The following is a 26,586-nucleotide window of genomic DNA, read 5'->3' as shown; positions in this document are numbered from 1 at the left end:
GGTTTGAGCGACTTTACTGGATTTTCTTGGATGTCTTTGGAAGGGTTTGTGGCGGAGAGACAGGGATTCGAACCCTGGATACCTTGCGGTATACACGCTTTCCAAGCGTTAAAGACGTTAGCCTTGTATAATCAATAACTTATAGGTTGTTTCTCCTGAAAATATCTACGCATTGGGAGGAACCTATGAATCGCTTTGAGTTGTTTATTCGGGAACGCCGCTATTTGCTTAACGTCTCGGAACACACAGTGTCTTGGTATACATGCGCTCTTAAGTGGCTACCCTCGGAATCGCCCACACAAGACCAATTGAAAGACGTTGTGATGAGGATGCGCGAAAAGGGACTCAAGGAAACCGGCTGTAACGCAGCTATTCGAGCAATCAACGCCTACTTACATTGGAGCACCGGAGCCGAGAGAAAATGTGGAGCCGGATGTATTCACCCTCGCATACGCCCACTCAAAGAGCCTCAAGTTATTTTGCCCACCTTTACAGATGAGCAAGTCAAACGGCTTATCGCGTGGAAGCCTGGGGCGAAGCATTTCTATGAGCGCCGTCTTCATCTCCTCGTGTTGGTATTGTTCGATCTAGGCTGCCGTATTAGCGAGGCATTGACACTTCGCGTATCTGACATCAACCTCGACGATCTTCTAGCAACATTGAACGGGAAGGGAAGAAAGCAGCGGATTGTCCCATTTTCTTTTGTGCTGCGGAAAGCTCTCCATCGATTCATTGCTGACTTCAATCTCAAGGCGGATGCTTTCGTTTTCGCTACGACAGATGGCGTCCAGATGAGTCGCGTGGTTGCCATGCGAGAGGTGAAGGCGTTATGCGAGCAATTAGGTTTCGCGGCCCCACGTAGAACCCTCCATAGCTTCCGGCACCTCTTCGCAATTAACTATCTTCGTCGCGGTGGCAGTCTCTTTCACTTACAGAAGACGCTAGGACATAGTTCGCTTGAGATGACCCGGCGTTATGCCAACCTCGTTACAGCGGATTTGCAGGCCGTGTATGAAAGAGTGAGTCTGCTGTCGAAATAGCGCCATACGGAACTGCCGCTAGGGTTCCACCATCGTTTTTCACCGGCTCGCCCACGGGCATTTATGCGCGATTGCGGGCCGGTTTAATCGGCTATGGTTGGGTGGTCGAAATCTTGACCATGAAGCACTAAAAGCCCTCTGCAGCTCAGAAACTCTTCTAGACGAAAATAAATTTCAAATACCATATATTATTTCCATTTTTTGTAAATTAACTGCGTATCGGAATTTGGGGGTTGCAGAGGGCTTTTTAGGGTCATTGCTCAAGATTTGACCCACCCCCGGTGTAACGTTGTTCATTATCAGTTACAAATCCGCTAGGGAGTACGTGCATGTCAGATGACCTCACCAAAAGGGGTATTCAAGATAAGGTTCGCATCAACGTCAATGAACCGTGGGAAGTAGAGCAATGGTGCAAGAAGTTTAAGGTGACGCCCGCACGACTTAGGGGTGCGGTAAAAGCCGTAGGTGTCTCTGTGAAGAAGGTCGAAGCGTATTTGAAGGAACGTTGGAGTTAGCTCGGCGACCTATGCCCGCAATTACTTAGTAATTTTTATCGTTGATAAAAAGTCCAAAACCTATCCCCTGTCATTCTGTACGACGACCTCCAAGGGAGTCGGACGGAAGGACGGGAGGATGGGGGCTGGGTGGTGTCTGCTATCTCCTATCTCTTATATGACCCAATGAACAGACAGACATTCCCGGCTAATCACACTTATGTTTCAGCACCCAATCCTTGCCGCGTCGAATACCGTTCTCCTTAAGCAGTCTCACTAGATTGCGAGCCGACATCGTTGGGTTTTCGCGCATGATCTTTACAGCACGTCCATCCTTACCGTCGGCGTTGGCTTGTCCTCCGGTTCCCTTGGCAACATTAGGGTCTTGAAACAGCCAACGACGCCGTTTTATCCAGCTTTCGCCTCTCTCGTTTTTGCCTCCTTCAGACAACAACCACAACCACAACGCATAGACGGAAAGCTGCGGGTTAGCCGCGATGACGAGCCAAGGATAACCGGCCCGCCCTCTATAGTCGCGGATGTCGAGGACGTAATTGACTTCGCGGGACTGTCGTTTCCCGCTAGGGCTGTCAAACTCCAGCGCTCCCGTCGGTTTCCGTGTATCCACGGCTAGTCCTCGTTTCTCGGGTGAATATCGGCTCTCTTATTGACCCCGGCGACGCCGACGACATGCGGCTGCGTCGGTCTCCATCCCTGCTCTAACGACTTACCATCCGCCCATCGCAACCGGCGCGCATAGCCTTTGGTGCGCTTCTTTGGCGCGGGTTCAAGCTCCGTGCCGAAGACCTTATCGGCGACCGACCCGCGAACCTCTGCCCGCCCGTTAAACTCGGGATGCAATATAGCTATTGCCCGTCCGTAAAACGGCGCGGTGTGATCATTCATCAAATAGGTGTCGGCGGGGCCGCTCTTTAGTTCGAGCTTCCATCGGGCGTACTGCCAAAGGCTGTGATACGAGAACGCCTCGAAGCCCTGCTCAATGCGGAGCCGAATTTCGGAAACCAGGAAGTCTAAAACCTCCGGGTGCTGTCGGTGGAATTGGTGAAACCGCCGCAGCTCGTGATGGTCACGGGACCGCGCTACAAGCTCGTCAATAGCGTCAATCATTTATTCATCCTCCTTACCGATTTCTCAAAGTGCTTTTGCAGTACGGCGCTGTGCTTCTCAAGGGCATCGCCCATACCTTTACCGTCTATTGCCTGGACGTTGTAAGTGGGGCGTACATGAATGTGCGTTACAGATTGACCGCCCATCGAGCCGTTGCGGACCATGTTGCGAAGGCCGTCCATAACGCCACCGGGGACGACACCTTCGCCCGGTTCGAGCATGGCCGGAACAACGTCACCTCTGCCAACACCAGGGACCATATCCGTACCGGAGTTGTACGCCATAACCGCCGAAAACGCACCGGCAGCGAGAACGGGACCCATGACGATGTTTGCAGGGAAGGGCAGCGACGACCCGGCGAGATACATTTTCCGAGCGGCTGCGGCGGCTTCGCGTTCTCTCGTCATATCGAGCGCCATGAGGTCCTTGAGGGAGTTTTGAATCATTCCCTCGGCCACTTGGCTGCCAATACTATTCATCATGGACGCGAAGGTCTGATGTCCCATGAGCACGCTAGTCAAGCCCTTAGCGATGCTGCTCTCGAACTGGCTGTAAGCAGAAAGAACGGTTTGATTGCGGGCAATCGTCGCTTTGTCCTGAATTGCCGTGATCTCGTTTTCGTGCTGCTGCGTGAGTTGTTTTTGCTTGTTCTGCAACTCGATTAGCTTTGTTTCGTAATCCTTGCCGTTTTTGTTGAGTGCCGCGATTTCCTTGTTGCCTGCATCGAGCTGGATTTTATAAAGGGCATTAGCCTGTTGTGTCGCCTCTGCTACCTCTTTCGCATCCGTCATGTGCCGTGCGGAATCGATTACCGCTTGCTGCTCTTTCAATGCAGCTAGCCCGAGCTGCGCCATTTTCATATCGCTCGCAGCGGCAAGCTGTGCGGCCTTGGCTTTGTCGTCGGCCTCAGACTGTGCCATCTCGCGGATGGTCTCGACACGCTGATTAGCCAACGCCCGATAGCTGTCCTCGGCTTTGAGGTTATGCGCGGCTTCCTCGGCGATGGCGGCGTCGATGGCTGCGAGCCGAGCCACAGAGCCTTGCTGTGTGGCGTTGATCTTCTCTCGCTCGGAGCCTTCCATTGCTCGTATGGCTTGCGCCGCTTGCTGCGCCTGCGACTGCGCCGTTAGTGTCGCAATCTGCGAGTCGTGTTGCTGTTGCAGTTCGAGCGCTTTGTCGTTGAGCGCCTTGAGTTGGTTGGTGTAATCCTTTGAGGATTTATCGAGGGCTGCAATCTGCGCCGCGTTCCCGGCGAGCTGGACGGCAAGCTCTCGGTTAGAGAAATCAATCTCCGATTCGAGGCGCTGTTGTATCGAAGCATGACTGATTTCGAGCCTCGCCGCCGCGACCGCCCGGTCAGACGCGACAACCATCTCACCCATGCGGAGCTGCGAGGCTGCGGCCTCTTTCGCGCCCTCGGCGGCTTGGCGTGCGGCGTCGTTGCCGGTCGTCCGTTTGGCGTTGTCGGCCTCGATGCCCTTGAGCGTGCTTACTTTCTGTTCAATGTTGAGCTGCGCGTTTAAGGCGTCCACGAGCGTTTGTTGCGCGGCGATTTCCTTTTCCGTGCTGCTGACGCCCGCTGCTCGTAATGTCGCCAACGCCGCATACTGCTTTGTGTAATCGACCGACGGGCCAATCATCCCGCCGCCCGTGCGACTGTTGTTGTAGGCGTGCTGCGCTTCGAGGACTTTTTGGGCGCTGTCGCGGGTTCCCTTGAGTAAGTCGGCGGCTTCGCCTTGCTTGCCTTGTGCGAGGAGCGATTCGTACTGCGATTGGAACTGCGTCAGTGCGTGCTGTGCGCCTGCCGAGCCGATGCCGAACGTATACCAATTTCCTTTGAGGTCTCCGAAGACGGTATCGGCAGCTTTGGCGACGGTCTCGAAGGAATGCAGCAACTCGGAAAAGCTCTGCTTGTCGATGAGCTGCAATTCCTTGCTCAGCGCGCCGAGGTGATCGTTCCGCAATTCGTCGGTCTTCTGCTCGGCGGAAAGGATTTTTTCGTCCAGGCCGTTGTATGTTTCGTTGATCGTTGTCCCGAACTTCATCTGCTCTTGCGTGAGCTGCTGTTGCGATTCTTTCCATTCTTTTATCTTCGAGGCGACCTCGACGGCGATACCGGCCACGGCAGCGATACCGCCGATGGTGACGGCGAACGGCAACGCGGCCATGACGACGGCGGAGTCTTTGAACTCCCGAATCAAGTCCGCCATCGCTGCGGCATGGTTGCCCCGGATGGTGTTGTCGATGAGACCAAGACCGGCGCGGACATTCGTAACACTCCCGGCCATGTTTGACGCCATATCGCTTGCGGAGTCGCTTATGTCGTTGAATGAGCCGCGAGCGTTCTTTGCGGCCTCGGCTAATCCGCTTGTAAACGTCGCGGTTTTTGCTTGTAAATCTACACTTAAAACCCACACCGGAGAAGCCATGCTTACCTCGCTTTGTAAAACGCATTTGTAAACGGTTTGTAAAAGAACCCGGCTCCGGGGCACCTCCCCGGATATGCCCCGGAGCCAGGAAAGGAAAGCCAGTTATCCGCTCATGGTTCGAAATAGGCGACAGCGAATCGCCTCGCGGGGGCCATGAGCGTCCCGACTGGCGCGGGTGCAATCTTCCCCCGCAATCTGAATGTTTGCCCGGTGCTCCCCGCACCGGGACTTTGTTAGCTGGCTGCGATGGTGATGGCCTGGATTGCCTCGGAACGACGGACGCGGCCATCGGTGCGACGGTAGGCCAAGAGCACGAGCTGCCCGCTTACTGCCTTGATCTGGTCAAGGAATTTAATCGAGATGCCCGCGCCGCCACGGTCGCCGATGATGTATCCGGCGTTGAAGTCGCCGAACAATACCGGAGTCGCGGAGGCTGCCATTGTGGGCATACTTGCGGAGTAGTTCACCGGGTAGCCGTGCAAATAATCCTGCCCGCCTGACCGCGTGAATACTGGCTCGAAAAGATTTGCCTGCTTCTGTGCCTTACGAAGCGCAACGCCCGTGCTGCGTGCCATGAGGAAAGATGCTCCCGAGTGATACGCAGCGTTAAGCGATGCTTGCACGTCGTAAGTCGCGTCGAGAAGGTCAGAGCCGGTGTTTGCAACTCCTGTTACGCCTGTGCCGGTGTTGCCGATGAGTCCCTGTGGCTCGCCCGTTCCTGTGCCGTTGATAAACTGGCTTTCCTCGAACATCTGAAGAGAGAGGACCAAGTCATCGACGACGAACGCCTGGAACTGTGCGACATCCTGTAGCAGTTCCCAACTCGCTGAGGTCTGACGGCCCACCATAAACGAGGTGAGTTCAAACTGGCTTATCGTGGGGTCACTGTCGGTGAAGGTGTTAGTCGATGCGCCCGACTCCGATTTGATCGCAGCCGTTCCGAAGGTGGCTTTGACTGGAACCTTGAGGTCGTTCGTTGTTGGGATAACCCGAGCGATACGACGCACGGCCATCTCCTGAGGCGCAAGGGGAACCACTTGCCCGTCTGTGATTGTAGGGACAGCGAAGCCGCCCGCAACGTTGGAACCTTCATAGAGGGCCGCTTCCATCTTCTTTCCACCTGATCGAATCCAAGTACTGTAAGCATTGTTGTAATCCTCTGCAAACGCCTGGATGGGTATTTCCATTGGGTTATTGCCGATGGGCGCGGACGACTGCCTCTGAGCGCTGGAGCGTCCCGGAGTCAGTAAGTCGAGGCCGGACGGGAACGTCGTGCGAATCGTGCTCCGTGATTCGCGCTCGGCGATCTCAGCTTCGAGCTTGCCCGCTTTGGTGAGGTTCTCCCGAACTTGCGCCGTCTCTTGAGGTGACAAAGCACGTCCCGCAAGAGCCGCGCTCTGAATGATGTTGTCAGCCGCGTCAGATGCCTCGGCGCGTTGTTTCTTAATTTCAATGATGTTCATGTATTGCATCCTGTTTAACGTCCGGGGGACGATATGTAATGCGTTGCTGCGTCGTGCATTGCTGCGTTCCTCGCCTCTCATACGTGCGACATGCACGCGGCTAGCTAGGCAGACCCGAACCTTTCTATTCGGGCAGCGCTTTTGTAAACTTTTCCCTGCTTACGCGAACCGTGTCGATGGCTCGGCGGTGGGGGTTACGTTGCGGTAATAGTCGCCGGGACGCTGCAAGCTGTCCACGAGGCCGAGACGCAATGCGTCGTTCGACGAAAACAATCGGCCTTCACCGAATCTCTGCGCCTTGGCTTCGCTCGAAGCGCGGACACCTCGACCGGCTGTGACTGCGGCGATGAAGTCGTTGTGTGTTGTTTCGATACGCTGTTGCATATCTGCCTTCGCCGCATCCGATAGCGGCTTGAACGGAGACCATTCCGTTTTGTAGTCGCCGGAATACAGCTCCGTGACTTTCACGCCTTGGTCGTCCAGCATCTTCGAGATGTCCGCGTGCATAAGCCGAACACCGACAGAGCCGACTTCGCCGGACGGTGTGAGAACGATGTTCGACGCTTGCGATGTCAACCAATAAGCCGCCGACGCAGCGACGCCCTCGACCATCGCGTGAATAGGTTTAATCTGTGCAATTTGGGACAACACGGCTGCGGTTTCGGGCAGTCCTGTTACTTGGCCACCGGGTGAATCGACGGCGAGGATGATGTGCTTAATTTCAGGGTCTTTCGCTGCCCGCTCTGCAGCTCTTGTGATGTTGTCGTAGCTTGAGCCGTACCAGCTGGGGCCGTCTTTGGTAAGAACACCCTGCACCGGGATGACGGCGATTTTGTTGCCCTTTGACCCGGTTACGGTTGGGTTGGAAGCCTCCCGCCCATTTTCTTTAGCGGCTTGGAGTAGAGCCTGCATGGGATAATCCGCACGTATCGCCCAAAGTGGCGACCGCATTAAAACTTCGAGATATGAGTGCGTCGGGTGCATCGTGTGTGTCGTTTCCATCAGCATTCCTTTGCAAAGCGGAGTTTTACGTCGTTTAGTCCGGTTTAGTGGGCGTGAGTGCGGATACCCGCGATGTATTCCCGGTGAGCCGCTCCAACAGCGAACGCGACATGCTCCGGGAGCGGGTACTGCATCGCTATTTCGGGGATGCCCAGTAGCAATCCGCACGCTGCTGCAAAGTGCAGACCTCGGGCTTGAAAACCTGCGATAACCTCGGGGTTGATGTCGTCGAGGGCGATCATTTCGATTTGCGCGTGTTGGTCGTCTGTCATGACGGCCACGGGATACTCCGTGTATGCGGCCAGGACTTCTAGCTGGTCGTACACCGTTATGCCTCCTTACCGGCGCGGGACTTAGACTCGACACGAGGGGCAGGGAAGCCGCCGTCCAAGATAGCTTTAGCCAAAAGAGTCTCAGGGATGTGAGGCTTTCGGTTTTGGGCGAGAGCGCGGAGCGAAGAACGTACAGAGGCGGGTGAAAGGTCGATGATTTTGCAAGACATGGAGGTCTCCTTTTTGGGTTAGGGACGCAACCTTGCTTGTAAAATGAAACAAGCCGGTTGGTTCGTTTAGTCGCGGGTCGATTTGGCTATCCGGCGTAGTTGGTCCTGGCAGACCTTCTACGCCATCTGTTTTGCTAGTATCTAATGCTTCATTCCTAGCAATCTTGCACCTTCATACTGATTGGTTGCCGCTTTCCGCAAGACTGCAATTCCATTCACACTAAGTCCGGTGAATAGATACGGGAAGGTGACATCTTGTTTCGTTTGCTCGTCGTGCTGTTTAAAGAGCATCCCGAGGGCGAGAACGTCATCGCGTCCCAAAATATCGAAGGCCGCCGCGCGAATTTCGTCGAGTGATCTACTCTCGTCATCTAGCAAAATGAAGTGCGGAAGTTCTGGATTCGCGGCCTCAATGTATACGATTGCGGCGTCCACATGGTGCGGATTGAGCTTTGCGGCAATCATTTCACTTCGGAATTTATTGACGGCGTCGGCGGCCCGCTGCCAAACCACCGTTCGATGTAACGGAAGCGATTCGCCCGCTTTGGGTGGGCGGCCCAAGCGAAAGTTGCGCCGAACTTGAGCCGCTGGACTCATGGACTTCTCCATCTTTTTGATACCGGCTTGTAGATTTTTCTTACCGGCTTGCGTCGTATACGGTGTCATGCTGCCTCCTGACAAAATCGAGTATCCGGGAAAACCGATTCAATGTCAATCTATTTATTCAATAAAACCGATTTATTTTATGGGCAGAGAATGGACGCCATAACCCGGCGTCTAAAATGGCCTTAGTAAAGTGCATATAAACTGCACATTCAAAGTGACTTAGGTTGACTATAACGAGCTTTTAGTCCAAGCTGCAACGATGAAAAAGAAATATGAGATGGAATATCAAGCCGAATGCCCAAAGTGCCAAGTGACCTATTCAGACGAGGTTTTGTGGAAGGTTTGCCCGGTTTGCGTCACAGAGCTAAAGCAGATCAGTGTCAGACGATGCGACCCCGTTCCAAAAACTACTGCGTGGACGGACCCAAGAGTTTACACCGTCGATGAAGTCGCTAAGATGACTGGCTTTCACCGGAACACCGTGACGAAGCTATTCGAGAACGAACCCGGCGTTATCATCCTTGAACGACCAACCACGATGAATAAGCAACGCTACAGGACTATACGCATTCCACATTTTGTATACGAGCGGGTCGTCCTAAGAAAATTGAGCGTTAGATAAGTGTCAGGCAAACGCTTTATTGCCGCTATCATTCACTAGAGAAAGTAGGGAATGGATGCCGACCTGGACAATTTTCATTGGAATCGCTGCCTTTGTTGTTCCACTATCCGAACGCTTTTACACAAGGTTTTATCCAGAACCCGAGACGCAAAAACGCCATCTGAAAACGGCTGCAAGATGGATTATCGACTCCACATCAGTTATTGCGTCGGTATGGGTACTTATCTCTATATTCCGCGAACCCATGCCTTCCACCGGGCAGCAAGTCGCTAGTATTGCGTTCAAGGCAAGTTTGGGAGTTGGTGCTCTTATGTTCATTGCGAGCGCACATCTGCTCAGGGCGCTACTTTACGTCGTCCGAGAGCATATTCAAGTATCCAAGAAGCAAGAGGAATACATATCTGACCTGCTCGATACTGTTGCGGCGCATGAACGAGCTTTGTCAGGCATCGTTATGTCAATCGCCTTCACGGAAGAACAACGGGCAATCGTTGCGACGGCATTTCTCGATTCAAACAAGGATCAAAGACACAACGCAAGCGGGCAGTAATTTTTACGAATCTGAGTACGCACGCTTAGGATGTTATAGAATTTTACCGGGAGAACCAACCCACGTAAGTCATTGATTCTAAAGTGGCGGAGAGACAGGGATTCGAACCCTGGATACCTTGCGGTATACACGCTTTCCAAGCGTGCGCCTTCAGCCACTCGGCCATCTCTCCGCGATTGAGCTACCTTTCTGAAGGTAACACAATTGTGCCCATGATGGATGCCTTGGAAGGTCGTGTTAGGGCGCCTGCGTCTCAACAGTCTCCCTTAGCGATTGCGTCGAGGCCAGATCTACAGGAATACCGTGCATCAAGTAGCCACGAAGCGTCGAAGGATCTTTCCAGTTAATCTGCCAGCCATGATCGATCGCGAGCAGGATGTATTGGCCGGGTAGCACATCATCCAGCTCGAAGCTGCCGTCCGTGTTCGTCTGGTCAAGTCGTACGATCTTGAAGTTGTCCGGTTCTCCCAGGGTCGCTGGAATCAGAAGCACCATGGCTCCGATCGAGGGCTTGCCCTGCATCATTGCGGTGCCGGTAAGCGTAGACCTTCCATCAGCGATGTGTAGGGTAAGTATTGAAGCGCCGCTGGGCACCGTGACAAACCGCCCGTTGGCCTGGGCTGACTGAGCTGTAATCCCTGTGAGGTAAAGGTTGGCTTTGCCTTCGAGTACGACCTCGTAGCGTCCTGGTGGAATCTCAATCGTACGATTAGGCGCACGTTGCCTGCGTTGTAAAAACGAGCCGGAGAGAAAATAAGCGCCGGCATTATCGCGCGCAACGTTGTGCCCATCTTCCGGATTAATGAAGTTGACCCTTACGGAATCAACGTCAGCTCCTGCAAGACCGTCGAGATGAACCGTGACGCTGGCCATGCTCGGCGCGGCGCTCATATCTAACGTCTGAGCGGCACCCTCAGACAGGTTGACGATTGCGGGCTTGACGGTCTGTCCCGGTCCTTGCAGTCTCACCTCGTATTCGCCGGGAGCAAGCCCGCCAATATCGATGGTGCCCTGTGGGTCGATATGCATGGAAACCGGGACGAAGTTATCTTCGCCAGCGGAGATTCGCTCGACCATCGGATAAGTTGGCATCCTCCGTCCATTTGCATCTACGCTCGTCTCGGGCACGATATGCAGATGCACGGACGGAACAGGGATAAGCTGAAAGTCCGCCTGCCGGAGATCTCCAGCATGAAGCTCCAGCGTCTCGGCTTGAGTGGGATCACTGGTGCCGGGATACCATGTGAGTGGATACGTCACATCCAGCGCGGGGTCCACCTGATGTTGACCTGATTCGGTATTGATGGGGCCTTGCTGTGCGGCGATGGCGTACCACGCTTGTGCCTGTACCCTGATACGGTAGTCGCCTGGCTGCAGGCCATCGAACTCGTACGAGCCGCGGTCGTCAGTTGATGCGCTGGCGTGGGTACGTTCCGCCGCTGGAGCCGAGTCCGGTTCCGGTGGGTTTAGTTCTAATAGCGAAACCTGGGCGTTGCGAACAGCTTCGCCGGCCTCATCGAGAACAGTCCCTGTAATGACAGCTTCAGGCGAGAGTTGAAAGCGAAGGTCGATCACAGGAGAAGCTGCTGTCAGGACAACACCGCTCGAATAAAGTTGATGCTCGTCATAGGCCTGTGTGACATATCCGCGGGCGCTGCCGACGATCCGCCACATTCCGGCTGAAGGTAACGCGATGGAAAATCGGCCATGTTCATCTGTATCAAATGTCCCAAGCGAAGAAGGGAATTGACGTCCTGCTGTATGTGCTCCTTGAGGAACGAGCGTGGCAGTCAGATGGCTATGCGGAACAGGAGCTCCATCAATACTACTGACGACGATACCTGTAATGCGATACGAAGGCGGTGTCTTGACCTGTGCTCCAGCAAGCAGCCCGCTCGCAGCAAATGCAAAGGTCAGAATCTTAAGCAGGGAAGTTAGCCTCATGGAGTCATCTCCTCCTCGGAGACTGCATCCAGATCAAGCGTAGGTTTCTCCCCGGCATTTAGAGTGATAGAGCGAACGTGTGTGATAAAAGGCGTAAGCGTCGCCGCATCTGTATAGTCGACAGGATGGACCTGCTCAAACGCGATGGCCTGGTAGCTTCCTGGCGGCAAATGGGTATAACTATAGATACCCTGATTATTGCTGTGTGCGGAAAAGACCGTTACCGCGCTGGGTGTTGTCGGAATCAGATAGACCCAACAGGGTGCTTGAATACCTGACAGCTTACAGGTTCCTTGAAGACTCGATGTCTGATCGCTTACGGTGACTCGAATTGGCGTACCGCCCGAACCGGGGCCGACTACAAGCTCTTGCTGCAGAAGATCAGAAGTGCCGTAATTTATCGACTTGATATACCAGGCACCCTGATCGTTACGCGCACGCAGTCGATAGCTTCCAGACGATGCCGTAAAACTCATGTTGCCTCCACGCTGCGCAGTTAGCGGGATAGAGAAAGAGAAGTTGTCGGGATCAGACTGGCTATCTTCAAGGGTCAGCCCAAACTGCATCAGGCTAGGTTGCGGATTATCAGACGTTGCGGTCCCATCTACCTGGAACTCAACCGGAAGCATAGGCACGGGTTCAAGGTGAAAGACGACGCCTGAGACATCATGGTCGGCCACTGTCACGGTTGTCTGCCCCTCGACGATCCCATCGGGCGATCTCGAACTGGCGATCAGGGTATAGGTTCCACTGGGAAGCTCCATCTTGACGACTCCTCCGTCTTCGCCATGCGAAGAGTGGATAGGCAGAGAGATAGTGCCACCGTTACTCGAACGCGCAATGATCCTTGGGAAGCCGCGGCCCTCGGCCAAGTCAAAGGTCGCAGTAACGGTGTAGGAACGACTGGTAGCCGGGTGAAGATCGTAGTGCTGTTCTTCGCCACTTCGAATATGAATAAAATCTAAAGCATTAGATGAATTTTCAGATGGAAGTATCACTGGCAAAACAGCTTCATTCGTATCATTGACTCGCGGAAGGTACATTGTGACCAGCTTGTAGTCTCCAGAGGGTACCGGTAATCGAAATCGGCCATGCAAATCGGTTTGGGTCTGGGCAACCGGTATCCAGGTATGGCTGGAGCCATTGAACGTGCTTCTTCTGGCGCTGACCAGTATATGGCTCAGAGGATTGCCGTCGGGCTCTGTCACCGTTCCGGTAAAGAGAGCCTCAGGATAGAGTCGCAGTACCTGAGGGGTGGCAGCATTGCTCGCCTGTAGATAGACACCAGACGAAGCGCCAGGTGCGATACCGCTATAGAACCCGGGCTTGTTTGCCATCAGGAAGCCATTCGTATCAGTGACTTGGTCGAACTCAAATTTTCCGTCATAGGTGGTAAGCATTGCCCAGTTGCCGAAACGCACAAGGGCACGGGCGATCGGCTGGCCGGAGCTCGCATTGACGACTCGTCCTGAGATTGTGATGGGACCAGTCGAATCCGATCCGGCCTGAGCGCTCATCTGTGTCTGAGACAGCGCAAGGGGCGATGCTCCAAGGAGGCAAAGCACGAGAGCGCAGTGCCGAAGATGACATTGAATCCAGACTGGTAGCACGGAGTCTCTCATGGGCTCAGCAATGAGACTATTCGATCTGGAATTTGTGAGACATAGATGTACCCTGAGCCAATATTAAAACCCAGCATATATGCAGGGAAGCTCACAGAGACTACCATCATAGCCAGACGGACAACCAGAATAATTGCCATACTTTACAAGAAATAGCTCTAATTTTAGATACGACAATAATGTCCGATAACACATATTATGTATATTGAAGTCATAAACTAAACCTGCCCTGCTAGACAGTCGCTCGATGAGCTGCGGCTCCATCGCATCTAGAACTCGGATTGATTAGATTGCTCGCCGCGGAAGCACCCAGTTCTTCCGAACAAAGTGGCAGGTGTATCCATTGGGAATGCGCTCCAGATAATCCTGGTGCTCCGGTTCTGCCTCCCAGAAGGCTCCGGCTGGAACTACCTCGGTGACCATCTTACCTGGCCATAGCCCGGACGCATTGACGTCGGCGATGGTCTCTTCAGCGATCTTCTTCTGTTCGGCGGTCGTATAAAAGATCGCCGAGCGATAGCTCGTCCCTATGTCGTTTCCTTGACGGTTCAAGGTCGTCGGGTCGTGAATCTGAAAGAAGAACTCCAGAAGCCGTCGGTAAGTGAGCTTCTCGGGATCGAAGACTATTTCAATGGCTTCGGCATGACGATCATGATTACGATAGGTCGCATTGAGAACGTCGCCACCGGTATATCCAACGCGGGTAGAGATAACGCCCGGGTATCGCCGGAGCAGGTCCTGCATCCCCCAGAAACAGCCACCGGCGAGGATTGCACGTTCATTGGAGGATGCCATGATCGTTACTTCCCTTTCTGTGGCTCAAACAGGTTGAGATAGTTGCCATAGCCTTCGCTCTCAAGCTCATCAAGAGGAATGAAGCGCAGCGAGGCAGAGTTGATGCAGTATCGTAAGCCGCCGGCGTCTCTCGGGCCATCATCGAAGACGTGTCCCAGGTGGCTATCGCCATGACTCGAACGTACCTCTGTCCGGTTCATGCCGTGGCTTCCATCAGGGCGTTCGTCTACATTTGCAGGATCAACCGGCTTGGTGAAGCTCGGCCAACCGCAGTTGCTATGAAATTTATCGAGCGACGAGAACAACGGTTCGCCCGACACAATATCGACATAGAGCCCGGGCTCATCATGATCCCAGTAGGCATTCTCAAAGGGGCGTTCTGTTCCGTTCTTCTGGGTGACTCTGAACTCTTCAGGAGAAAGCCGGGAGACGGCCTCGGCGGTCTTCGCATAATTTGGCATTGACGCTCCCTCACAGTGAGCCTTCAACCAAGTCTACAGCGAAGCCGTCTGCCGATTATTTAGAGATGGTAGATAACGACGCGCTTCAATCGCGAAAGATCTCTGCTGTAAGCAGAATCATCGTGGCTCGATGTCCCTTGTCAGAAAAAAAGGCCTCTTCTGATAACGATTACTCATAGATTTTTCTTCCATTGTTATCGATGTTTTCCATCCTAATTCATCCGGATAAACATCTCATCGTCCAAATATGCTACTTGTTGGACCAATTATTTAACCGCTTTAACTTATCCTGCTTCTTCATTTAATGCTTGACGAAGCCCACGCCTCATCTCTAGAGTGCTCGAGACACAAAATTAGATCTAAATAGTGAGACCAGATTCGATCAACAGATGCGTGACTCCCTTTAGGGTAAACATTTACCTGAACCGATAGACGAAACCGAAATTCGACTCATACGGAAGGTGATTTCATGAAGCACGTACGTTTTCTTTCTCTTTTTGCAGGTCTAATGATGATCTTGCTCTGCATGCCCTTTGCGAATGCTCAGGAGAACGCAACTCTCAACGGCACAGCGACAGATCCTTCTGGTGCTGTCGTCCCCAACGCCTCTGTAAAGCTGGTCAACGCTGAAACCAACGAATCTCACACCACCGTCACGAATGGATCGGGAATATTCAACTTTACCGGTCTCGGCATCGGCCACTACACCCTCACCGTAACTGCTTCCGGATTTCAAGTCTCTTCGACCAGCGGCATCGTGCTGAACGTAGCGCAGACTCTGCAGGAGAATGTCGTGCTCTCTGTCGGCAGCTCACAGCAGACCGTCTCCGTCGAGGCGAATGCCCTGCGAGTTCAAACTGAGACCAGCGAGGTGAGCAACCTCATCTCGGGTAGCCAGGTCTCCGAGTTGGCGACCAATGGCCGCAACATCACTGCACTGGCCGTGCTCGGCACCGGTGTCTCCAATAATCTTCCCGACTATAACGGCGTCAATGCTCTGACCGCCGGCAACGGCATCAGCTTCAACGGAACGCGCCCCAGCCATAACATTTATCTTGTCGACGGTGGGGAGATCTACGACCGCGGCTGCGGCGGCTGCTTCAGCATTCTCGTCTCTCAGGATGCCATCTCTCAATTTCAGACGCTGAACAGCAACTACAGCCCTGACTACGGTATTGGATCGGGCGGCCAGATTCTGATGGTACTGAAGTCTGGAGCCCAAAGGTTTCATGGTGGTATCTGGGAGTTCAATCGCAACGATGCCTTCGATGCGAACAACTACATCACCAAGCTGAATGGAAGCCCCAAGCCGGAGCTGCGAGTAAACATCTTCGGCGGCAACATCGGCGGTCCTCTCTTTATTCCCCACCTCTATAACCAACACCGCGACAGAACCTTCTTTTTCTTCAACGAAGAGGGCCGCCGCGAGATTCGTGGCAGTGCGCCAACTCGAACAACGACAATTCCTGCTTCGGACTTCCCCACTGCCGGCCAGGCACTCGTCTATACACCGCCCTCCAGCGGTACGGTTCCTGTTGTTCCGGTGACGAATGATCCCGCCAAGCTAGCGCTCTATAGCGCTGATCATCTAACTCCGGGAAGCCCGTTCCCTAACAACACAATTCCCGCCAACCTGCTCGATCCCAATGCCGTCCTATTCATGGGCACGGGTGCATTTCCCAAACCCAACTCACCGGATGGAACGAATACATTCGTTGCGTCGATCAGCGCTCCAACGTATGTGCGAGAAGATCTGGTCCGCATCGATCATGCCATCAACTCAAAGCTTCAGTTGATGGGTCACTATATTCACGACGCCAACACCCAAACCAAATATCCTCCTCTTTGGAGCAACGACTCCTATCCCACAGTAGGCAGCGTGATGAACAATCCGGCTTGGGCTGCCGTGGTCAAGTTAACACAGACCATCTCTCCCAATCTGTTGAACGAGACCGCTTTCAACTTCGATGGCAACAAGCTTACCTTTACCCCTGTTGGAACATTTGCTCAACCAACAGGATGGAACGCGGGCAGCTTCTTCACAGGAAATAATGCACTGAATCGACTCCCCGAGATTGATCTTGGTGCCCCATACGGCACAACCTGGAGCTCGCAGTACTTCCCATGGAAGAACGCCGCGATGGACTACCAGACTCGCGATGACCTGTCCTGGTCGCACGGAGCGCACAACTTCAAGTTCGGCTTCTCATACATGCACTTCATCAAAAATCAGCAGCTTCAGTTCAATACACAGGGAACATATGGCTTCACTGCCGGCTCTTACTCTGGCGATTCTTATGTGAACTTTCTGTTGGGCTTTGCCAACTCATACACACAGCTTCAGGCTCTCAACACACCGCACTGGGTAAACAATACCTACTCCTTCTATGTCTTGGATAACTGGAAGCCACTCAGAAGGTTGGCTCTCAACCTTGGCATTCGCTATGACGCGTTGCCACATGCATTTGAGCGAAACAACCGCTTCGCTAACTTTGTGCCGTCGGACTACAACACCTCTTACGGAAATCCCTTCAATGCCGATGGGAGTACTCTCAACCCCTCGAATCCCGGCTTCAGCCAACCGGCTGGAGCTCCTGCGCCGTTCTACCTCAATGGTGTCCAGATCGCTGGAGTTAACGGCTTCCCGCGTGGCGCAGTCAAAAATCCCTACAACACGGTTCAGCCGCGTCTAGGCTTCGCCTACGATATAACCGGCAATGGCAAAACAGTAATTCGCGGAGGTATTGGTATCTTCTTCGAGCGAATTCAGGGCAACGATGTCTACAACGCTGGCGGCAATCCACCCTTCTCTTATCAGCCTGCCGCAAATAACGTGTACTTCTCCAGTCCTACGAAGAGTAATCAAACCGGTCAGGCTGCGGCTGCAGCCATCTTCCCGGCAAGCCTTACAAACCTAGCCTACAACTATCCTGCTCCCGGAGTTGCCATGTACAGTCTCGGCGTGCAGCGAGAGGTCGCTCCTTCTATCGTAGGCGTACTGCAATATGTGGGCACATCTGGCTGGCATCAGAACGACGACCGGGCCATCAACACTCTTCCTTTGAATACCAGTCTGTCCATACGACAGGCAGTTGCAGGTGGCACGGTCTCCCCTAACCAGTACAGGCAATACCTGGGTTACGCTGGCATCACGCAGGAAGAGCAAACAACCAATGCCAACTACAACTCGCTTCAGGCTGGGCTTCGTGTAGAAAATCGGCGTGGCTTCACCGTGCAGGTCTCCTATACATGGTCGCATGAGATCGATCTCGCAAACTCCGACCTCACTACACTCTCGAATCCCTTCAACCCAACCTACGATCGCGCCTCAGGATCGCTGGACGAGCGTCATATCTTCAGCACGAACTACATCTACACCGTTCCTTTCTTCAAGAACGGCAATCTCCTTGAACGACAGGCTCTGAGCGGCTGGCAGATCTCCGGCATCACCATCGCGAATACCGGAACGCCGGTCTCCGTAGGCTATGGAACCGATACGATTGGTCTCGGAGGCGGTACCACCAACCGTGCCAACCGAGTTGTAGGTGTATCTACGAGCGGTCCTAAGACGCAAAAGAAGTACTTCAATACTGCAGCGTTCATGGCACCCATTGCGGCATGGGCTACTGGCTCTCCTGGCGGAGTCAATGCAGGCTTTGGAACCTCCGGAAAGGATGCGGTCGTTGGCCCAGGTCGCTTCAACACCAACTTTACGCTCTTCAAATCATTTCCTCTCATTGGAGAGGCGCTTAGGCTCCAGATTCGCGCTGACGTCTTCAATGCCTTCAACCATACCCAGTTTCAGAATTTGGATAGCGGCTTTACCGATAGCAACTTCGGTCAGGCCACCTCAGCCTGGGATGCGCGAAGCTTCCAGTTTGGTGGAAAATTACTCTTCTAACCCGCTGCGCTCTGAGGTGCGGAAGAGCACCTCAGAGCGCAATTTTTATTTAATGCAAAGTCCAGTCTTTTCGACATATTCCACTGATCCAGCGAATATCGAGACTTGGCCGGACTTACTCGTCTCGCAGTAGAACTGCTGGAATATACCAAATGCCAGCAATAACTTTTCAATGATGCAAATAGCAAAGACACGTTATTACTGCGCTGATGAAGGCCGGCCTTCGCTTCCAGTTACTTTCTGAATCAACGACTCTGTCGTCTGGTTATGCAGCTCTTTCGTCTTCAGAAACTCCTGATTGGCCTTTTGCTTTTCGCCCTGAGCCATGTAAACGCGTCCTAGCCTGTAATGAGCATCCGGCTCCTTAGGATCGAGCTCTTCAGCACGAATAAGGGCTTTGATCGCATCCCGATTCTTCTTCTGATTGGCATACACAATTCCAAGGTCTAAATAAGCGAGTCGGATATTGTTTTGTAATTGGATAGCTTTGACCAACAAAGCTTCAGCCGCCGTATCATCATTGCTACGTATTTTGATATCAGCCAGATAGGTTAAAGCCTGAGCATTCTCCGCATTATTCTTCAACTCAAGCTCAAATTGCGGCTCAGCGTGCTCATAGTCATGAGCCGCGTAGTAGAGATAACCAAGCTCAAAGTGAACGTTCGGCTCTGCAGGAGCAATGTGAGCTGCGGTCTCTAATTCCGTGATTGCCTCAGAATGTTTATTCAAGCTGTCCAGTGCCTGTCCAAGCAGCATATGGGCTTGCACAGAGTCAGGATTCGCACTCAAAATAGCTTTGTACTCCGCCATCGCGCAGGTATATTGCGCGCTCCACAGGCAACTCTGCGCTAACACCGTATGTAACTCGATATTGGACGGATCAGAGGAACTCGAGGTCTGTAGATACGGTACGGCCTTCGCATAGTCATGTAAGCCAAAGTAACTCATCCCAAGTAACAACCCACTACGGTTATCCTGTGGGTCTTCTGCCTCGGCAGCCATCAATGGCTTAATCGCTGCGGTGAAGTGTCCTTGCTTGAACTCAGAAAGTCCAAGGTTGAACGAGATTCCCTTTAACTTTGGATTAAGTGCCAACGCTCGCTTGTATTCGGTAGTCGCTTCTTGTAGGTTGCCCTGCTGTGCAAGAACAACTCCCAGCCCCGAGTGCACCTCTGCGCTCGTCGGATGTGTTCGAGCCAACTCGCGCCACGCTAACTCGGCATCGTGCAGATGTCCAGCCTGGGTTAGTTCGACCGCACGTTTGAACTCGTCCTGCTGTGCATGTGCCGTTAGAGGTAAGGAAACAGCCAGAAGCGTTGCTCCAAGCAAGAGCGCGGCAAATCTATCCAGACTAAGATGAGCCCTCTTTTTTCGTCGGTCTCGAAGACATCTTAGAAATAACTCTTCCATGAATGGGCGAATCCTATCTTTGGTTATAGATGAGAATAGCCCCGAATGAATCATCCATCAACGATCGAAAGTGGACGGATGATTCGTCTCGGCTCTTATTTTGGAAGCTCGACCGTCCCATGAATGCTGAAGGTTGCCTCTGACTTATGCATTGTCTCCATCGGCTGTGCAGATCCCACGCTCAGCTTGTATTCACCGGCAAGAATAGAGCGCTGTCCTTTATCGTCGACACTCGAAAGCGAACGCGGGCTTAGCTCCAAAGAGACCTGGCGGCTTTCGCCGGCTTTCAGACGAACTCTCTGGAATCCAACCAACGATCGTTCGGGGCCACCGACCTGTGGTGTTTTGAGATATGCTTCGATGACCTCATCGCCCGCCCTTGCGCTGGTATTCGTCACGCTGACGGTAGCAGTCAGCGGCTGTCCTGCGGCTACGGAAGAAGACGATAACTTCACCGCTCCATAGCGGAAGTTAGAGTAGCTCAAGCCATAGCCAAATCCCCAAAGCGGCTTGCCGGTAAAGTAGCGATAGGTCCGATTCTTCATGGAGTAGTCGGTAAAGGCTGGCAGGTCATCTGTACTTGCATAGAAGGTGACTGGCAGGCGACCAGCTGGATTATTCTCGCCTGCCAGTGTGCGCGCAATTGCCGTGCCTCCATCGACTCCTGGATACCATGCCTGCAGAATCGCCGCAGCATGTTCTTTTGCCCAGGATAGAGCCAGCGCACTTCCGCTCAGTGAGACGACGATCACCGGTTTTCCTGTCGCAGCCACAGCTTCGAGCATCTGCTTCTGCGATTCAGGAAGATCAATACTGGTACGGTCTCCACCATCGAAGCCCTTAATCTTGATGGGCATCTCTTCGCCTTCCAGTTGTGGCGAAAGCCCGACAAAGGCAAGCACAACGTCAGATGCCTTTGCCGCGGCAACCGCTTCATCTACCTGAACCTGAGCAGGAGTCTCCCACTTGAGCACAGCGCTTCCTCCGGCCTGATCGCCAGAATGGCTATATTCAAGCTGGAAGTCATGCGGCCTCGTGTCGTCGAAGGTGACTTCGATTCGCGCCGGGCGAGAGCCGGTCATCACCGGAGGTGCCGTCGGTGACGCTCCCTTGGCCACAGTGAACGCTCCCATGTTCAGCTTGCCGCCATCAAGACTTCCTTCCGAGAGCACCTTGCCATCGAGCATGAATCGGTACGACTCTTTTGGCGAGTAGGGAAAGTTCGACCCACCCTCAAAGATGAACGTGTACTTCCCTGCTGCCGGTGCGCTCATCTTGCCGCTCCAGCGAACAGAGTAGTTGTGAGTATGAATCTCTGGATTCGGCATGGCATCGCGCCAGTCGGACTGAACCTCAGGCTCTGTGCTCACTGCAACCGGCTTTCCTGTCCAGTCAGTGGTGGCGAAGTATTCGGTGCGCAGTCCAGGGCCAAAGACCGTTCGCGGCACCGGCACTCCAACTCCGTCTGCCAACATGGAGCCCTGCGCATAGTGGATCTTCGCTTCAGGAAATTGTTTGGCAACACCATCAAGCGGAGAGACTGGGTGCAGCGCCACGCCGTTGTAATTTCCCTCCAAGGAAGCCAACAGGTCAGCGGTCGGCCCAACCACAGCGATATTCTTCACCGTCGGCCGCAAGGGCAGGATGCCGTTGTTCTTTAACAACACCATCGACTCTTCTGCAGCCTTCAAGGCAGCCTGGCGATGTTGCTCGGAGGCGTCATCGGAAAACGGTATCTTGTCGTAGGGATTCGATCCCGGCATGCCAAACATGCCAAGCTCAAAACGCCCCGTGTACAGGCGCTCTGCTGAACGTGTCAAAAGATCTTCAGAAACTACGCCTTTGCGAACAGCGTCGGCAAGCGTATTAAATCCCGGCGACCATATGCTGCACGACAAGTCAGTACCCGCTTCGATAGAGATGGCTGCGGAGTGCATAATGTCCGGTGCATTGTGATGCCCATGCGTGACGTCGACGATGGCAGCACAGTCCGATACAACAAAGCCCTTGAAACCCCACGCTCCGCGCAGATGGTCTTGCAGCAGCATCTTGTTGGCGCATGCAGCGGTGCCATCAATAGCGTTGTAAGCGCACATCACCGACTTCACATGGCCGTCCACAACCAGCGAGCGGAACGCAGCCAGATAAGTCTCTTCCAGATCGCGCGGGCTGACATCGACATTGAAGACATGCCGCAGCGACTCCGGCCCGCTGTGCACCGCAAAATGTTTGGCTGTGGCAATTGCAACCGGATGCGCAGGATCGTCCCCCTGCACCCCCTCGACAAATGCGTCGCCCATGCGACTGGTCAAAAACGGATCTTCGCCGTACGTCTCTTGTCCGCGTCCCCAACGCGGGTCGCGAAAAATATTGATATTCGGCGACCAGAAGGTCAGCCCATAGAAGATGCGATGGTTGCCCTCGCGCTGCGCCTCGTTGTATTTGGCGCGTCCTTCAATCGAGATGACGCTCCCCATCGCATGTACCATCGAAGGGTCCCATGTCGCCGCCATGCCAATTGCCTGCGGAAATACGGTGGCAAATCCCGAGTTCGCCACTCCATGTAAGGCCTCACTCCACGTCTGATAGTCCGGTATTCCCAGCCGCGGGATCGCCGTCGCCCAATCTTCCAGCTGCGAAGCCTTTTCATCAAGCGTCATCTTCGAGACCACATCGTGGGCGCGCACAGCCGCCGGCAACGACGGATCGAGGTAAGCGGGAGGCTTCGATTGAGCAAAAGTAGACGCGGATACAAGTGCAAGAACAGCAATACTAAATCGTTTCATTATGGCTCCAGGTGTCTGGGGAAGCATACATCAAGAAGGTCCCGAAACGCCTTAAAAATCGACTCCGGAAAACGTTACCCTAAAATCCCTGCAATCTTTCGTCTCCCTCGCTTTGGTACTATCGATTTAGTCCTCCTCCCGAGCCCTCATGCGAATTGTTCAGGCTGTCTTTGGCGTCTTTCATCACTTCGAACTCGCGCGCGAACTCGAGCGGCGTGGCCATCTCGAAGTCATCTATTCCACCTGGCCCTGGGCTCGGCTCAAACGCGAGGGCCTCGATCATGCCAAAGTAAAGACTTTTCCCTGGTTCCACACCACGGAGATGCTCATGCTGCGCGCCCGCATCGATTCGACCTGGCTGCGCGATCAACTGGGCTATACCAATGCGCTTGCCTTCGACGAGTGGACATACAAACGCATCCCTCCCTGTGACGCCTTCATCGCCCTCTCCGGTGCTGGACTCAAGACGGGACGGCTCGTTCAGCAGCGCGGCGGCAAGTTTATCTGCGATCGCGGCTCATCGCACCAGCGCTATCAGGAGCAGCTCGTCGCTGACGAATATCGCCGCTGGGGTGTCGATCGCCCCATCTCTGACATCCGCGACACCATTCGCGAAGAGAAGATCTACGAGATGGCGGACCTCATCACCGTTCCCTCACGCTTTGCTGCTCGTTCTTTTGTTGAAAGCGGTGTCCCTGTCGATAAGCTTCGAGTCATCCCCTACGGTGTGCGGCTTGAACGCTTCACTCGCACCGGCGAACCGCCAGCCGACCACTTTCAGGTTCTCTTCGCCGGCTCCGTCGGCCTGCGCAAAGGAGTTCCCTATCTACTCGAAGCCTTTGCGAAGTTGCGTCACCCGGCAAAGCGTCTTCGCATCGTGGGAGCGCTCCATCCTGACCTCAAGACCGTACTTAATCGTCTGCCACAGGAGAACGTGGAGTTTCTGGGTTCTGTCAAACAGGAGACGCTGGCCCAGTACATGAGCACCAGCCATGTCATGGTTCTTCCTAGTCTCGAAGAAGGTCTCGCTCTGGTTCAGGGCCAGGCCCTCGCTTGCGGCTGTCCTGTTCTCTGCTCCACCAACACCGGTGGCGAAGACCTCTTCACCGATGGCGTCGAAGGCTTCATCGTTCCCATACGCGACGTCACTGCTCTCACCGAGAGGATGCAGCAGTTGGCCGATGATCCGGCATTGCAGACAAGAATGAGTGAAGCTGCTCTTCGGCGCGTTCGGAGTCTTGGTGGTTGGAAAGACTACGGCGATCAGTGGGAGACTGTTCTCAGCAACCTTATCGCTGACCGCTCTGTTTGATTAACTCTGGCTACCGCCGCCGACAAAATGGACGACTTCCAGTCGATCGTCGGCCGTAACACTCGTCTGTGCCCACGCGCTCCGTGGAACAATCACGCCATTGTGCTCGACCGCGACGCGATCTCCCTTTAGCCCGAGTTCTACGACGACAAGATCAAGGCTTACAGGTTGGGAGAGAGTATCGAAGGTGCGGGGCTGACCGTTGAGAACAAGCGTAAGAGGCATCGTTCTTTAAAGGTAGCAAAAGATTCAACCTGCTCTAATGGGCATGCACCTTTGCCAGCACCCATGCCTTTAGACGTCGACCCACCGGAACGATCTCTTCACACTCGGAGAAGACGCATCGATTCAACCGCATCAGAATCTCCAGGGCTTCCGCATCGGCCTTGGTAGAAGGCTCATCGATCAACGCCATCCGCGAATCCATCAGGTACTCGATGGCGCGCCCCAGCTTTTCAAGCGCCTGTCCCTGTGTCTGAGTGGGTCTCCTGCGAATGATCCGCTTGGTTGCTTCGGCGTCATGCAAGACGTCGGTGCGTGTCATTCGGGCAGCATCAGGAAATGGTGCAGTCAGTGCCATGCCAATCAAGTCCTCCGTCAGAATCTTTATCGGCATCGCTGTTCGCGACTTTAGCCTAAGATTCCAACAGCAGGTGGATTGTCATCCTTTGATGGCACGAGGGTCAACTAAAATAACATACTGCAACAGTTTGCATGTTCCCAAAATGGCACCTGCCAACCTTCACCCTAAGGTTTGGTCACCTTCAGACCAGTGACCGTGCCTTCGGTGTTATGGGCAAAGCGGATCCCGTAGACGCCGTCGGTCGACTTCAGCTTCCCTGCCGTCACCAGCTCGGACTTGTCATAGCTGGCAACCACTGTGCCGTTGATGGCGCACTCCACCTTGCTACCCTTCACCGAAAGCGCGATCGTCTGCGTTACCGGCTGCCCCACCCCTGCAGCCTTGTGCACCGCATCTGACGGCGCACCTCGTCCATTCATCTGAAACGACGCGGGCCCGAACCCTCGCACGATGAAAGTTCCGTTGCCATAAGCAGCGCAGTAAAGGTCGCTCTGCTGATCGGTGCCCATATCGTTGCCGGCGATAAAAACACCATATGGATGCGGGTGCGTGTTCAGGTTCATGTACTTCGGCTCGTTAAACGTGGCGCTTACCGTATAGTCACCCGATGCCGTGTCTGCGGGATTCCAATACGTCACCGCTGGCCCGGTGGTCACATGCAATACACCGCCATCCTCTGAGAGCTTCGCATCCTTAATCGTCTTTCCCGCTTTGGCCGCGTTGGCGTCAATCTGTCCTGTCCATCCGGCCGCCGAAATACCGCCATCGGCAACCGAACGCGAAGAATCTCCCTGTGCCTGTGCACCCACAAAAGCCGGAACGAGAAGAGCGAAAGCTGCAACAAATAAAGAAGCATGGGCGAGACGCATAGAGGAGATTCCTTTCAAAGTAGAAGTCATCGGCAACTCGAAATTATAGGAGGTTTCCCTCTCAACGAGATAACGATCCCGTCAACAATCACACCAGTGGCCAAAGATGATTCAATGGCCCATGCCCATGCCCCAGTCCGGGAGCGGTTCGAATCGCCTCGGCGACATAGATCTTTGCTCCCACCGCTGCCTCATAAGCGCTCTTGCCCAGAACCAGTCCGCTCAGCAGCGCACTCGAAAGCGCACAGCCCGTCCCATGGGTCGAGGTCGAATCGACGCGCACTCCCGGCAGCCACCATGTCCCGCCCTCCGCAGTGAGCAGAAAATCATCCGGCGGCTTCATGTGCCCCCCGGTCGCAAAGACGCTCAAGTTGCCGAACTCTTGCTGTAATCCCCGCGCTGCTCCGGGCAGGTCCCCACGCTCCTTTACCCGTCTTCCCGTCAATATCTCCAGCTCATCTATATTAGGAGTCACCCAGTCGACCAGCGGTAATAACCTCTCCCGCATAGTTCTAACTCCATCTTCTTCAAGTAGTTCCCTTCCCGAGCTGGACTTGAGCACAGGATCCAGCACCACGGGAACCCGGTCCCCTCTGTCCTTTATCTCACTCAAAAAGTCGGCCACTGCGGCAACGGTCTCCTCCGTCGCCAGCATCCCAATTTTGATACCGGCAGCAGGCAGGTCGCCATGCAGGCAGTGGAGCGTAGCACGCACCGTCTCAGGGCGGATTGGATGCGCTGCCAGTACTTCAACCGTCGACTGTACCGTCAAGCTGGTGATGCACGAAGTGCCAAAAAGGCCGTGCGCCGCAAACACCATCAGGTCTGCCGACACTCCGGCGCCCGAGGAAGGATCGAACCCGGCAATCGTCAGTACGGTACGCATTTTGGAGGGGAAAACCAAAAAAGAGCCTTTTTTAGCAACTTTGTCAAAAAAAATACAGAATATGGCCAAAATGCCTAAAAGTGGGTAAATCGAGCATTAAAAGCCCCTAATTCGGGCGATTAGCGGCCTGACCCATTTCATATTTCTTTAGCACAAACGTTTGGATCCTGCAAGCAGCTTT

22 protein-coding genes and 1 tRNA gene are annotated in these 26,586 nt (G+C 54.0%); 5 read left to right on the top strand and 18 right to left on the bottom strand.

Annotation, left to right across the window (positions count from 1 at the left end):
- Positions 1-185 precede the first annotated feature (185 nt).
- Both IEW09_RS06375 and IEW09_RS06370 read left to right on the top strand, forming a co-directional pair.
- Complete coding sequence (locus tag IEW09_RS06375) at positions 186-1,040, top strand: tyrosine-type recombinase/integrase (RefSeq protein ID WP_188553369.1); 855 nt, start codon at positions 186-188, stop codon at positions 1,038-1,040.
- A gap of 329 nt (positions 1,041-1,369) precedes the next feature.
- On the top strand, positions 1,370-1,555 hold the full coding sequence (locus tag IEW09_RS06370) for a DUF3606 domain-containing protein (RefSeq protein WP_188553368.1): 186 nt from the start codon (positions 1,370-1,372) through the stop codon (positions 1,553-1,555).
- 187 nt (positions 1,556-1,742) lie between these two features.
- Here IEW09_RS06370 and IEW09_RS06365 read toward each other — a convergent pair whose 3' ends face one another.
- The 7 genes from IEW09_RS06365 to IEW09_RS06335 all read right to left on the bottom strand — a co-directional run bounded on the left by IEW09_RS06365 (position 1,743) and on the right by IEW09_RS06335 (position 8,724).
- The gene (locus IEW09_RS06365) at positions 1,743-2,162 is read right to left on the bottom strand and encodes a hypothetical protein (RefSeq protein WP_188553367.1); all 420 of its coding nucleotides are present in this window, start codon (positions 2,160-2,162) and stop codon (positions 1,743-1,745) included.
- Between the two features lie 2 nt (positions 2,163-2,164).
- Entirely contained in the window at positions 2,165-2,662 is a 498-nt protein-coding gene (locus IEW09_RS06360; RefSeq protein WP_188553366.1) for a hypothetical protein, read from the bottom strand.
- On the bottom strand, positions 2,659-4,950 hold the full coding sequence (locus IEW09_RS06355) for a hypothetical protein (protein WP_188553365.1): 2,292 nt from the start codon (positions 4,948-4,950) through the stop codon (positions 2,659-2,661). The genes IEW09_RS06360 and IEW09_RS06355 overlap by 4 nt, the downstream gene beginning before the upstream one ends.
- 374 nt (positions 4,951-5,324) lie before the next feature.
- Positions 5,325-6,554 (bottom strand): phage major capsid protein, encoded by a 1,230-nt coding sequence (locus IEW09_RS06350; RefSeq protein WP_188553364.1) that lies wholly within the window; start codon positions 6,552-6,554, stop codon positions 5,325-5,327.
- Between the two features lie 159 nt (positions 6,555-6,713).
- Positions 6,714-7,556, bottom strand: coding sequence for a S49 family peptidase (locus IEW09_RS06345; RefSeq protein ID WP_188553363.1), 843 nt, complete (start codon positions 7,554-7,556; stop codon positions 6,714-6,716).
- Positions 7,557-7,600: 44 nt separating this feature from the next.
- Positions 7,601-7,882 (bottom strand): hypothetical protein, encoded by a 282-nt coding sequence (locus IEW09_RS06340; protein ID WP_188553362.1) that lies wholly within the window; start codon positions 7,880-7,882, stop codon positions 7,601-7,603.
- Positions 7,883-8,199: 317 nt separating this feature from the next.
- A complete protein-coding gene (locus tag IEW09_RS06335; RefSeq protein WP_188553361.1) occupies positions 8,200-8,724 on the bottom strand; it encodes a hypothetical protein in 525 nt (174 codons plus the stop codon).
- A 617-nt stretch (positions 8,725-9,341) separates the two neighbouring features.
- Between IEW09_RS06335 and IEW09_RS06330 the strand changes: the two genes are divergently transcribed.
- Positions 9,342-9,836 carry a hypothetical protein gene (locus IEW09_RS06330; RefSeq protein ID WP_188553360.1) on the top strand — a complete coding sequence of 165 codons (495 nt, stop codon included), beginning with the start codon at positions 9,342-9,344 and terminating at the stop codon, positions 9,834-9,836.
- Positions 9,837-9,920: 84 nt separating this feature from the next.
- On the opposite strand, the gene IEW09_RS06325 is transcribed toward IEW09_RS06330, so the two are convergent.
- The 5 genes from IEW09_RS06325 to msrB all read right to left on the bottom strand — a co-directional run bounded on the left by IEW09_RS06325 (position 9,921) and on the right by msrB (position 14,658).
- Positions 9,921-10,008: transfer RNA gene (locus tag IEW09_RS06325), tRNA-Ser, on the bottom strand.
- A gap of 65 nt (positions 10,009-10,073) precedes the next feature.
- On the bottom strand, positions 10,074-11,780 hold the full coding sequence (locus tag IEW09_RS06320; RefSeq protein WP_188553359.1) for a carboxypeptidase regulatory-like domain-containing protein: 1,707 nt from the start codon (positions 11,778-11,780) through the stop codon (positions 10,074-10,076).
- Entirely contained in the window at positions 11,777-13,297 is a 1,521-nt protein-coding gene (locus IEW09_RS06315) for a carboxypeptidase-like regulatory domain-containing protein (protein ID WP_188553358.1), read from the bottom strand. Before IEW09_RS06315 ends, IEW09_RS06320 begins: the two co-directional genes overlap by 4 nt.
- Positions 13,298-13,687: 390 nt before the next feature.
- Complete coding sequence (gene msrA / locus IEW09_RS06310; RefSeq protein ID WP_188553357.1) at positions 13,688-14,197, bottom strand: peptide-methionine (S)-S-oxide reductase MsrA; 510 nt, start codon at positions 14,195-14,197, stop codon at positions 13,688-13,690.
- A gap of 5 nt (positions 14,198-14,202) precedes the next feature.
- A complete protein-coding gene (gene msrB, locus IEW09_RS06305) occupies positions 14,203-14,658 on the bottom strand; it encodes a peptide-methionine (R)-S-oxide reductase MsrB (protein ID WP_188553356.1) in 456 nt (151 codons plus the stop codon).
- 469 nt (positions 14,659-15,127) lie between these two features.
- Between msrB and IEW09_RS06300 the strand changes: the two genes are divergently transcribed.
- Entirely contained in the window at positions 15,128-18,559 is a 3,432-nt protein-coding gene (locus IEW09_RS06300; protein WP_188553355.1) for a TonB-dependent receptor, read from the top strand.
- Between the two features lie 198 nt (positions 18,560-18,757).
- Here the strand turns inward: IEW09_RS06300 and IEW09_RS06295 are convergent, their stop codons facing one another.
- Together IEW09_RS06295 and IEW09_RS06290 are read right to left on the bottom strand one after the other, a co-directional pair.
- Positions 18,758-19,969 (bottom strand): tetratricopeptide repeat protein, encoded by a 1,212-nt coding sequence (locus IEW09_RS06295; RefSeq protein ID WP_188553354.1) that lies wholly within the window; start codon positions 19,967-19,969, stop codon positions 18,758-18,760.
- A 95-nt stretch (positions 19,970-20,064) separates the two neighbouring features.
- Positions 20,065-22,755, bottom strand: coding sequence for a glycoside hydrolase family 3 C-terminal domain-containing protein (locus tag IEW09_RS06290; RefSeq protein ID WP_229739147.1), 2,691 nt, complete (start codon positions 22,753-22,755; stop codon positions 20,065-20,067).
- A 148-nt stretch (positions 22,756-22,903) separates the two neighbouring features.
- Between IEW09_RS06290 and IEW09_RS06285 the strand changes: the two genes are divergently transcribed.
- Positions 22,904-24,067: a glycosyltransferase family 4 protein gene (locus IEW09_RS06285; protein ID WP_188553352.1), complete on the top strand. Its 1,164-nt coding sequence runs from the start codon at positions 22,904-22,906 to the stop codon at positions 24,065-24,067.
- Here the strand turns inward: IEW09_RS06285 and thiS are convergent, their stop codons facing one another.
- From thiS to thiD, 4 genes are all read right to left on the bottom strand, one after another.
- Positions 24,068-24,292, bottom strand: a complete 225-nt coding sequence (gene thiS, locus IEW09_RS06280; protein WP_188553351.1) for a sulfur carrier protein ThiS — start codon at positions 24,290-24,292, stop codon at positions 24,068-24,070.
- Positions 24,293-24,326: 34 nt separating this feature from the next.
- Entirely contained in the window at positions 24,327-24,683 is a 357-nt protein-coding gene (locus IEW09_RS06275) for a hypothetical protein (protein WP_188553350.1), read from the bottom strand.
- 131 nt (positions 24,684-24,814) lie between these two features.
- The gene (locus IEW09_RS06270; RefSeq protein ID WP_188553349.1) at positions 24,815-25,519 is read right to left on the bottom strand and encodes a hypothetical protein; all 705 of its coding nucleotides are present in this window, start codon (positions 25,517-25,519) and stop codon (positions 24,815-24,817) included.
- An 88-nt stretch (positions 25,520-25,607) separates the two neighbouring features.
- Positions 25,608-26,405 (bottom strand): bifunctional hydroxymethylpyrimidine kinase/phosphomethylpyrimidine kinase, encoded by a 798-nt coding sequence (gene thiD / locus IEW09_RS06265; protein WP_188553348.1) that lies wholly within the window; start codon positions 26,403-26,405, stop codon positions 25,608-25,610.
- Positions 26,406-26,586 lie beyond the last annotated feature (181 nt).

It is taken from the genome of Edaphobacter dinghuensis (assembly GCF_014640335.1).
Classification (GTDB): Bacteria; Acidobacteriota; Terriglobia; order Terriglobales; family Acidobacteriaceae; genus Edaphobacter; species Edaphobacter dinghuensis.
Note: the sequence above shows the minus strand (reverse complement) of the source record. Positions and strands in the feature narration are given on the sequence as shown.

Excerpts from the sequence above, each read along its gene's own strand:
- IEW09_RS06350 (WP_188553364.1), bottom strand. The coding sequence starts at position 6,554 with ATGAACATCATTGAAATTAAGAAACAACGCGCCGAGGCATCTGACGCG.
- IEW09_RS06315 (WP_188553358.1), bottom strand. The coding sequence starts at position 13,297 with ATGAGCGCTCAGGCCGGATCGGATTCGACTGGTCCCATCACAATCTCA.
- IEW09_RS06330 (WP_188553360.1), top strand. The coding sequence starts at position 9,342 with ATGCCGACCTGGACAATTTTCATTGGAATCGCTGCCTTTGTTGTTCCA.
- IEW09_RS06370 (WP_188553368.1), top strand. The coding sequence starts at position 1,370 with ATGTCAGATGACCTCACCAAAAGGGGTATTCAAGATAAGGTTCGCATC.
- IEW09_RS06275 (WP_188553350.1), bottom strand. The coding sequence starts at position 24,683 with ATGCCGATAAAGATTCTGACGGAGGACTTGATTGGCATGGCACTGACT.
- IEW09_RS06320 (WP_188553359.1), bottom strand. The coding sequence starts at position 11,780 with ATGAGGCTAACTTCCCTGCTTAAGATTCTGACCTTTGCATTTGCTGCG.
- IEW09_RS06345 (WP_188553363.1), bottom strand. The coding sequence starts at position 7,556 with ATGGAAACGACACACACGATGCACCCGACGCACTCATATCTCGAAGTT.
- IEW09_RS06355 (WP_188553365.1), bottom strand. The coding sequence starts at position 4,950 with ATGGCCGGGAGTGTTACGAATGTCCGCGCCGGTCTTGGTCTCATCGAC.
- msrB (WP_188553356.1), bottom strand. The coding sequence starts at position 14,658 with ATGCCAAATTATGCGAAGACCGCCGAGGCCGTCTCCCGGCTTTCTCCT.
- thiD (WP_188553348.1), bottom strand. The coding sequence starts at position 26,405 with ATGCGTACCGTACTGACGATTGCCGGGTTCGATCCTTCCTCGGGCGCC.
- IEW09_RS06290 (WP_229739147.1), bottom strand. The coding sequence starts at position 22,755 with ATGAAACGATTTAGTATTGCTGTTCTTGCACTTGTATCCGCGTCTACT.
- IEW09_RS06360 (WP_188553366.1), bottom strand. The coding sequence starts at position 2,662 with ATGATTGACGCTATTGACGAGCTTGTAGCGCGGTCCCGTGACCATCAC.
- IEW09_RS06335 (WP_188553361.1), bottom strand. The coding sequence starts at position 8,724 with ATGACACCGTATACGACGCAAGCCGGTAAGAAAAATCTACAAGCCGGT.
- IEW09_RS06285 (WP_188553352.1), top strand. The coding sequence starts at position 22,904 with ATGCGAATTGTTCAGGCTGTCTTTGGCGTCTTTCATCACTTCGAACTC.
- msrA (WP_188553357.1), bottom strand. The coding sequence starts at position 14,197 with ATGGCATCCTCCAATGAACGTGCAATCCTCGCCGGTGGCTGTTTCTGG.
- IEW09_RS06375 (WP_188553369.1), top strand. The coding sequence starts at position 186 with ATGAATCGCTTTGAGTTGTTTATTCGGGAACGCCGCTATTTGCTTAAC.
- IEW09_RS06270 (WP_188553349.1), bottom strand. The coding sequence starts at position 25,519 with ATGCGTCTCGCCCATGCTTCTTTATTTGTTGCAGCTTTCGCTCTTCTC.
- IEW09_RS06300 (WP_188553355.1), top strand. The coding sequence starts at position 15,128 with ATGAAGCACGTACGTTTTCTTTCTCTTTTTGCAGGTCTAATGATGATC.
- IEW09_RS06295 (WP_188553354.1), bottom strand. The coding sequence starts at position 19,969 with ATGGAAGAGTTATTTCTAAGATGTCTTCGAGACCGACGAAAAAAGAGG.
- thiS (WP_188553351.1), bottom strand. The coding sequence starts at position 24,292 with ATGCCTCTTACGCTTGTTCTCAACGGTCAGCCCCGCACCTTCGATACT.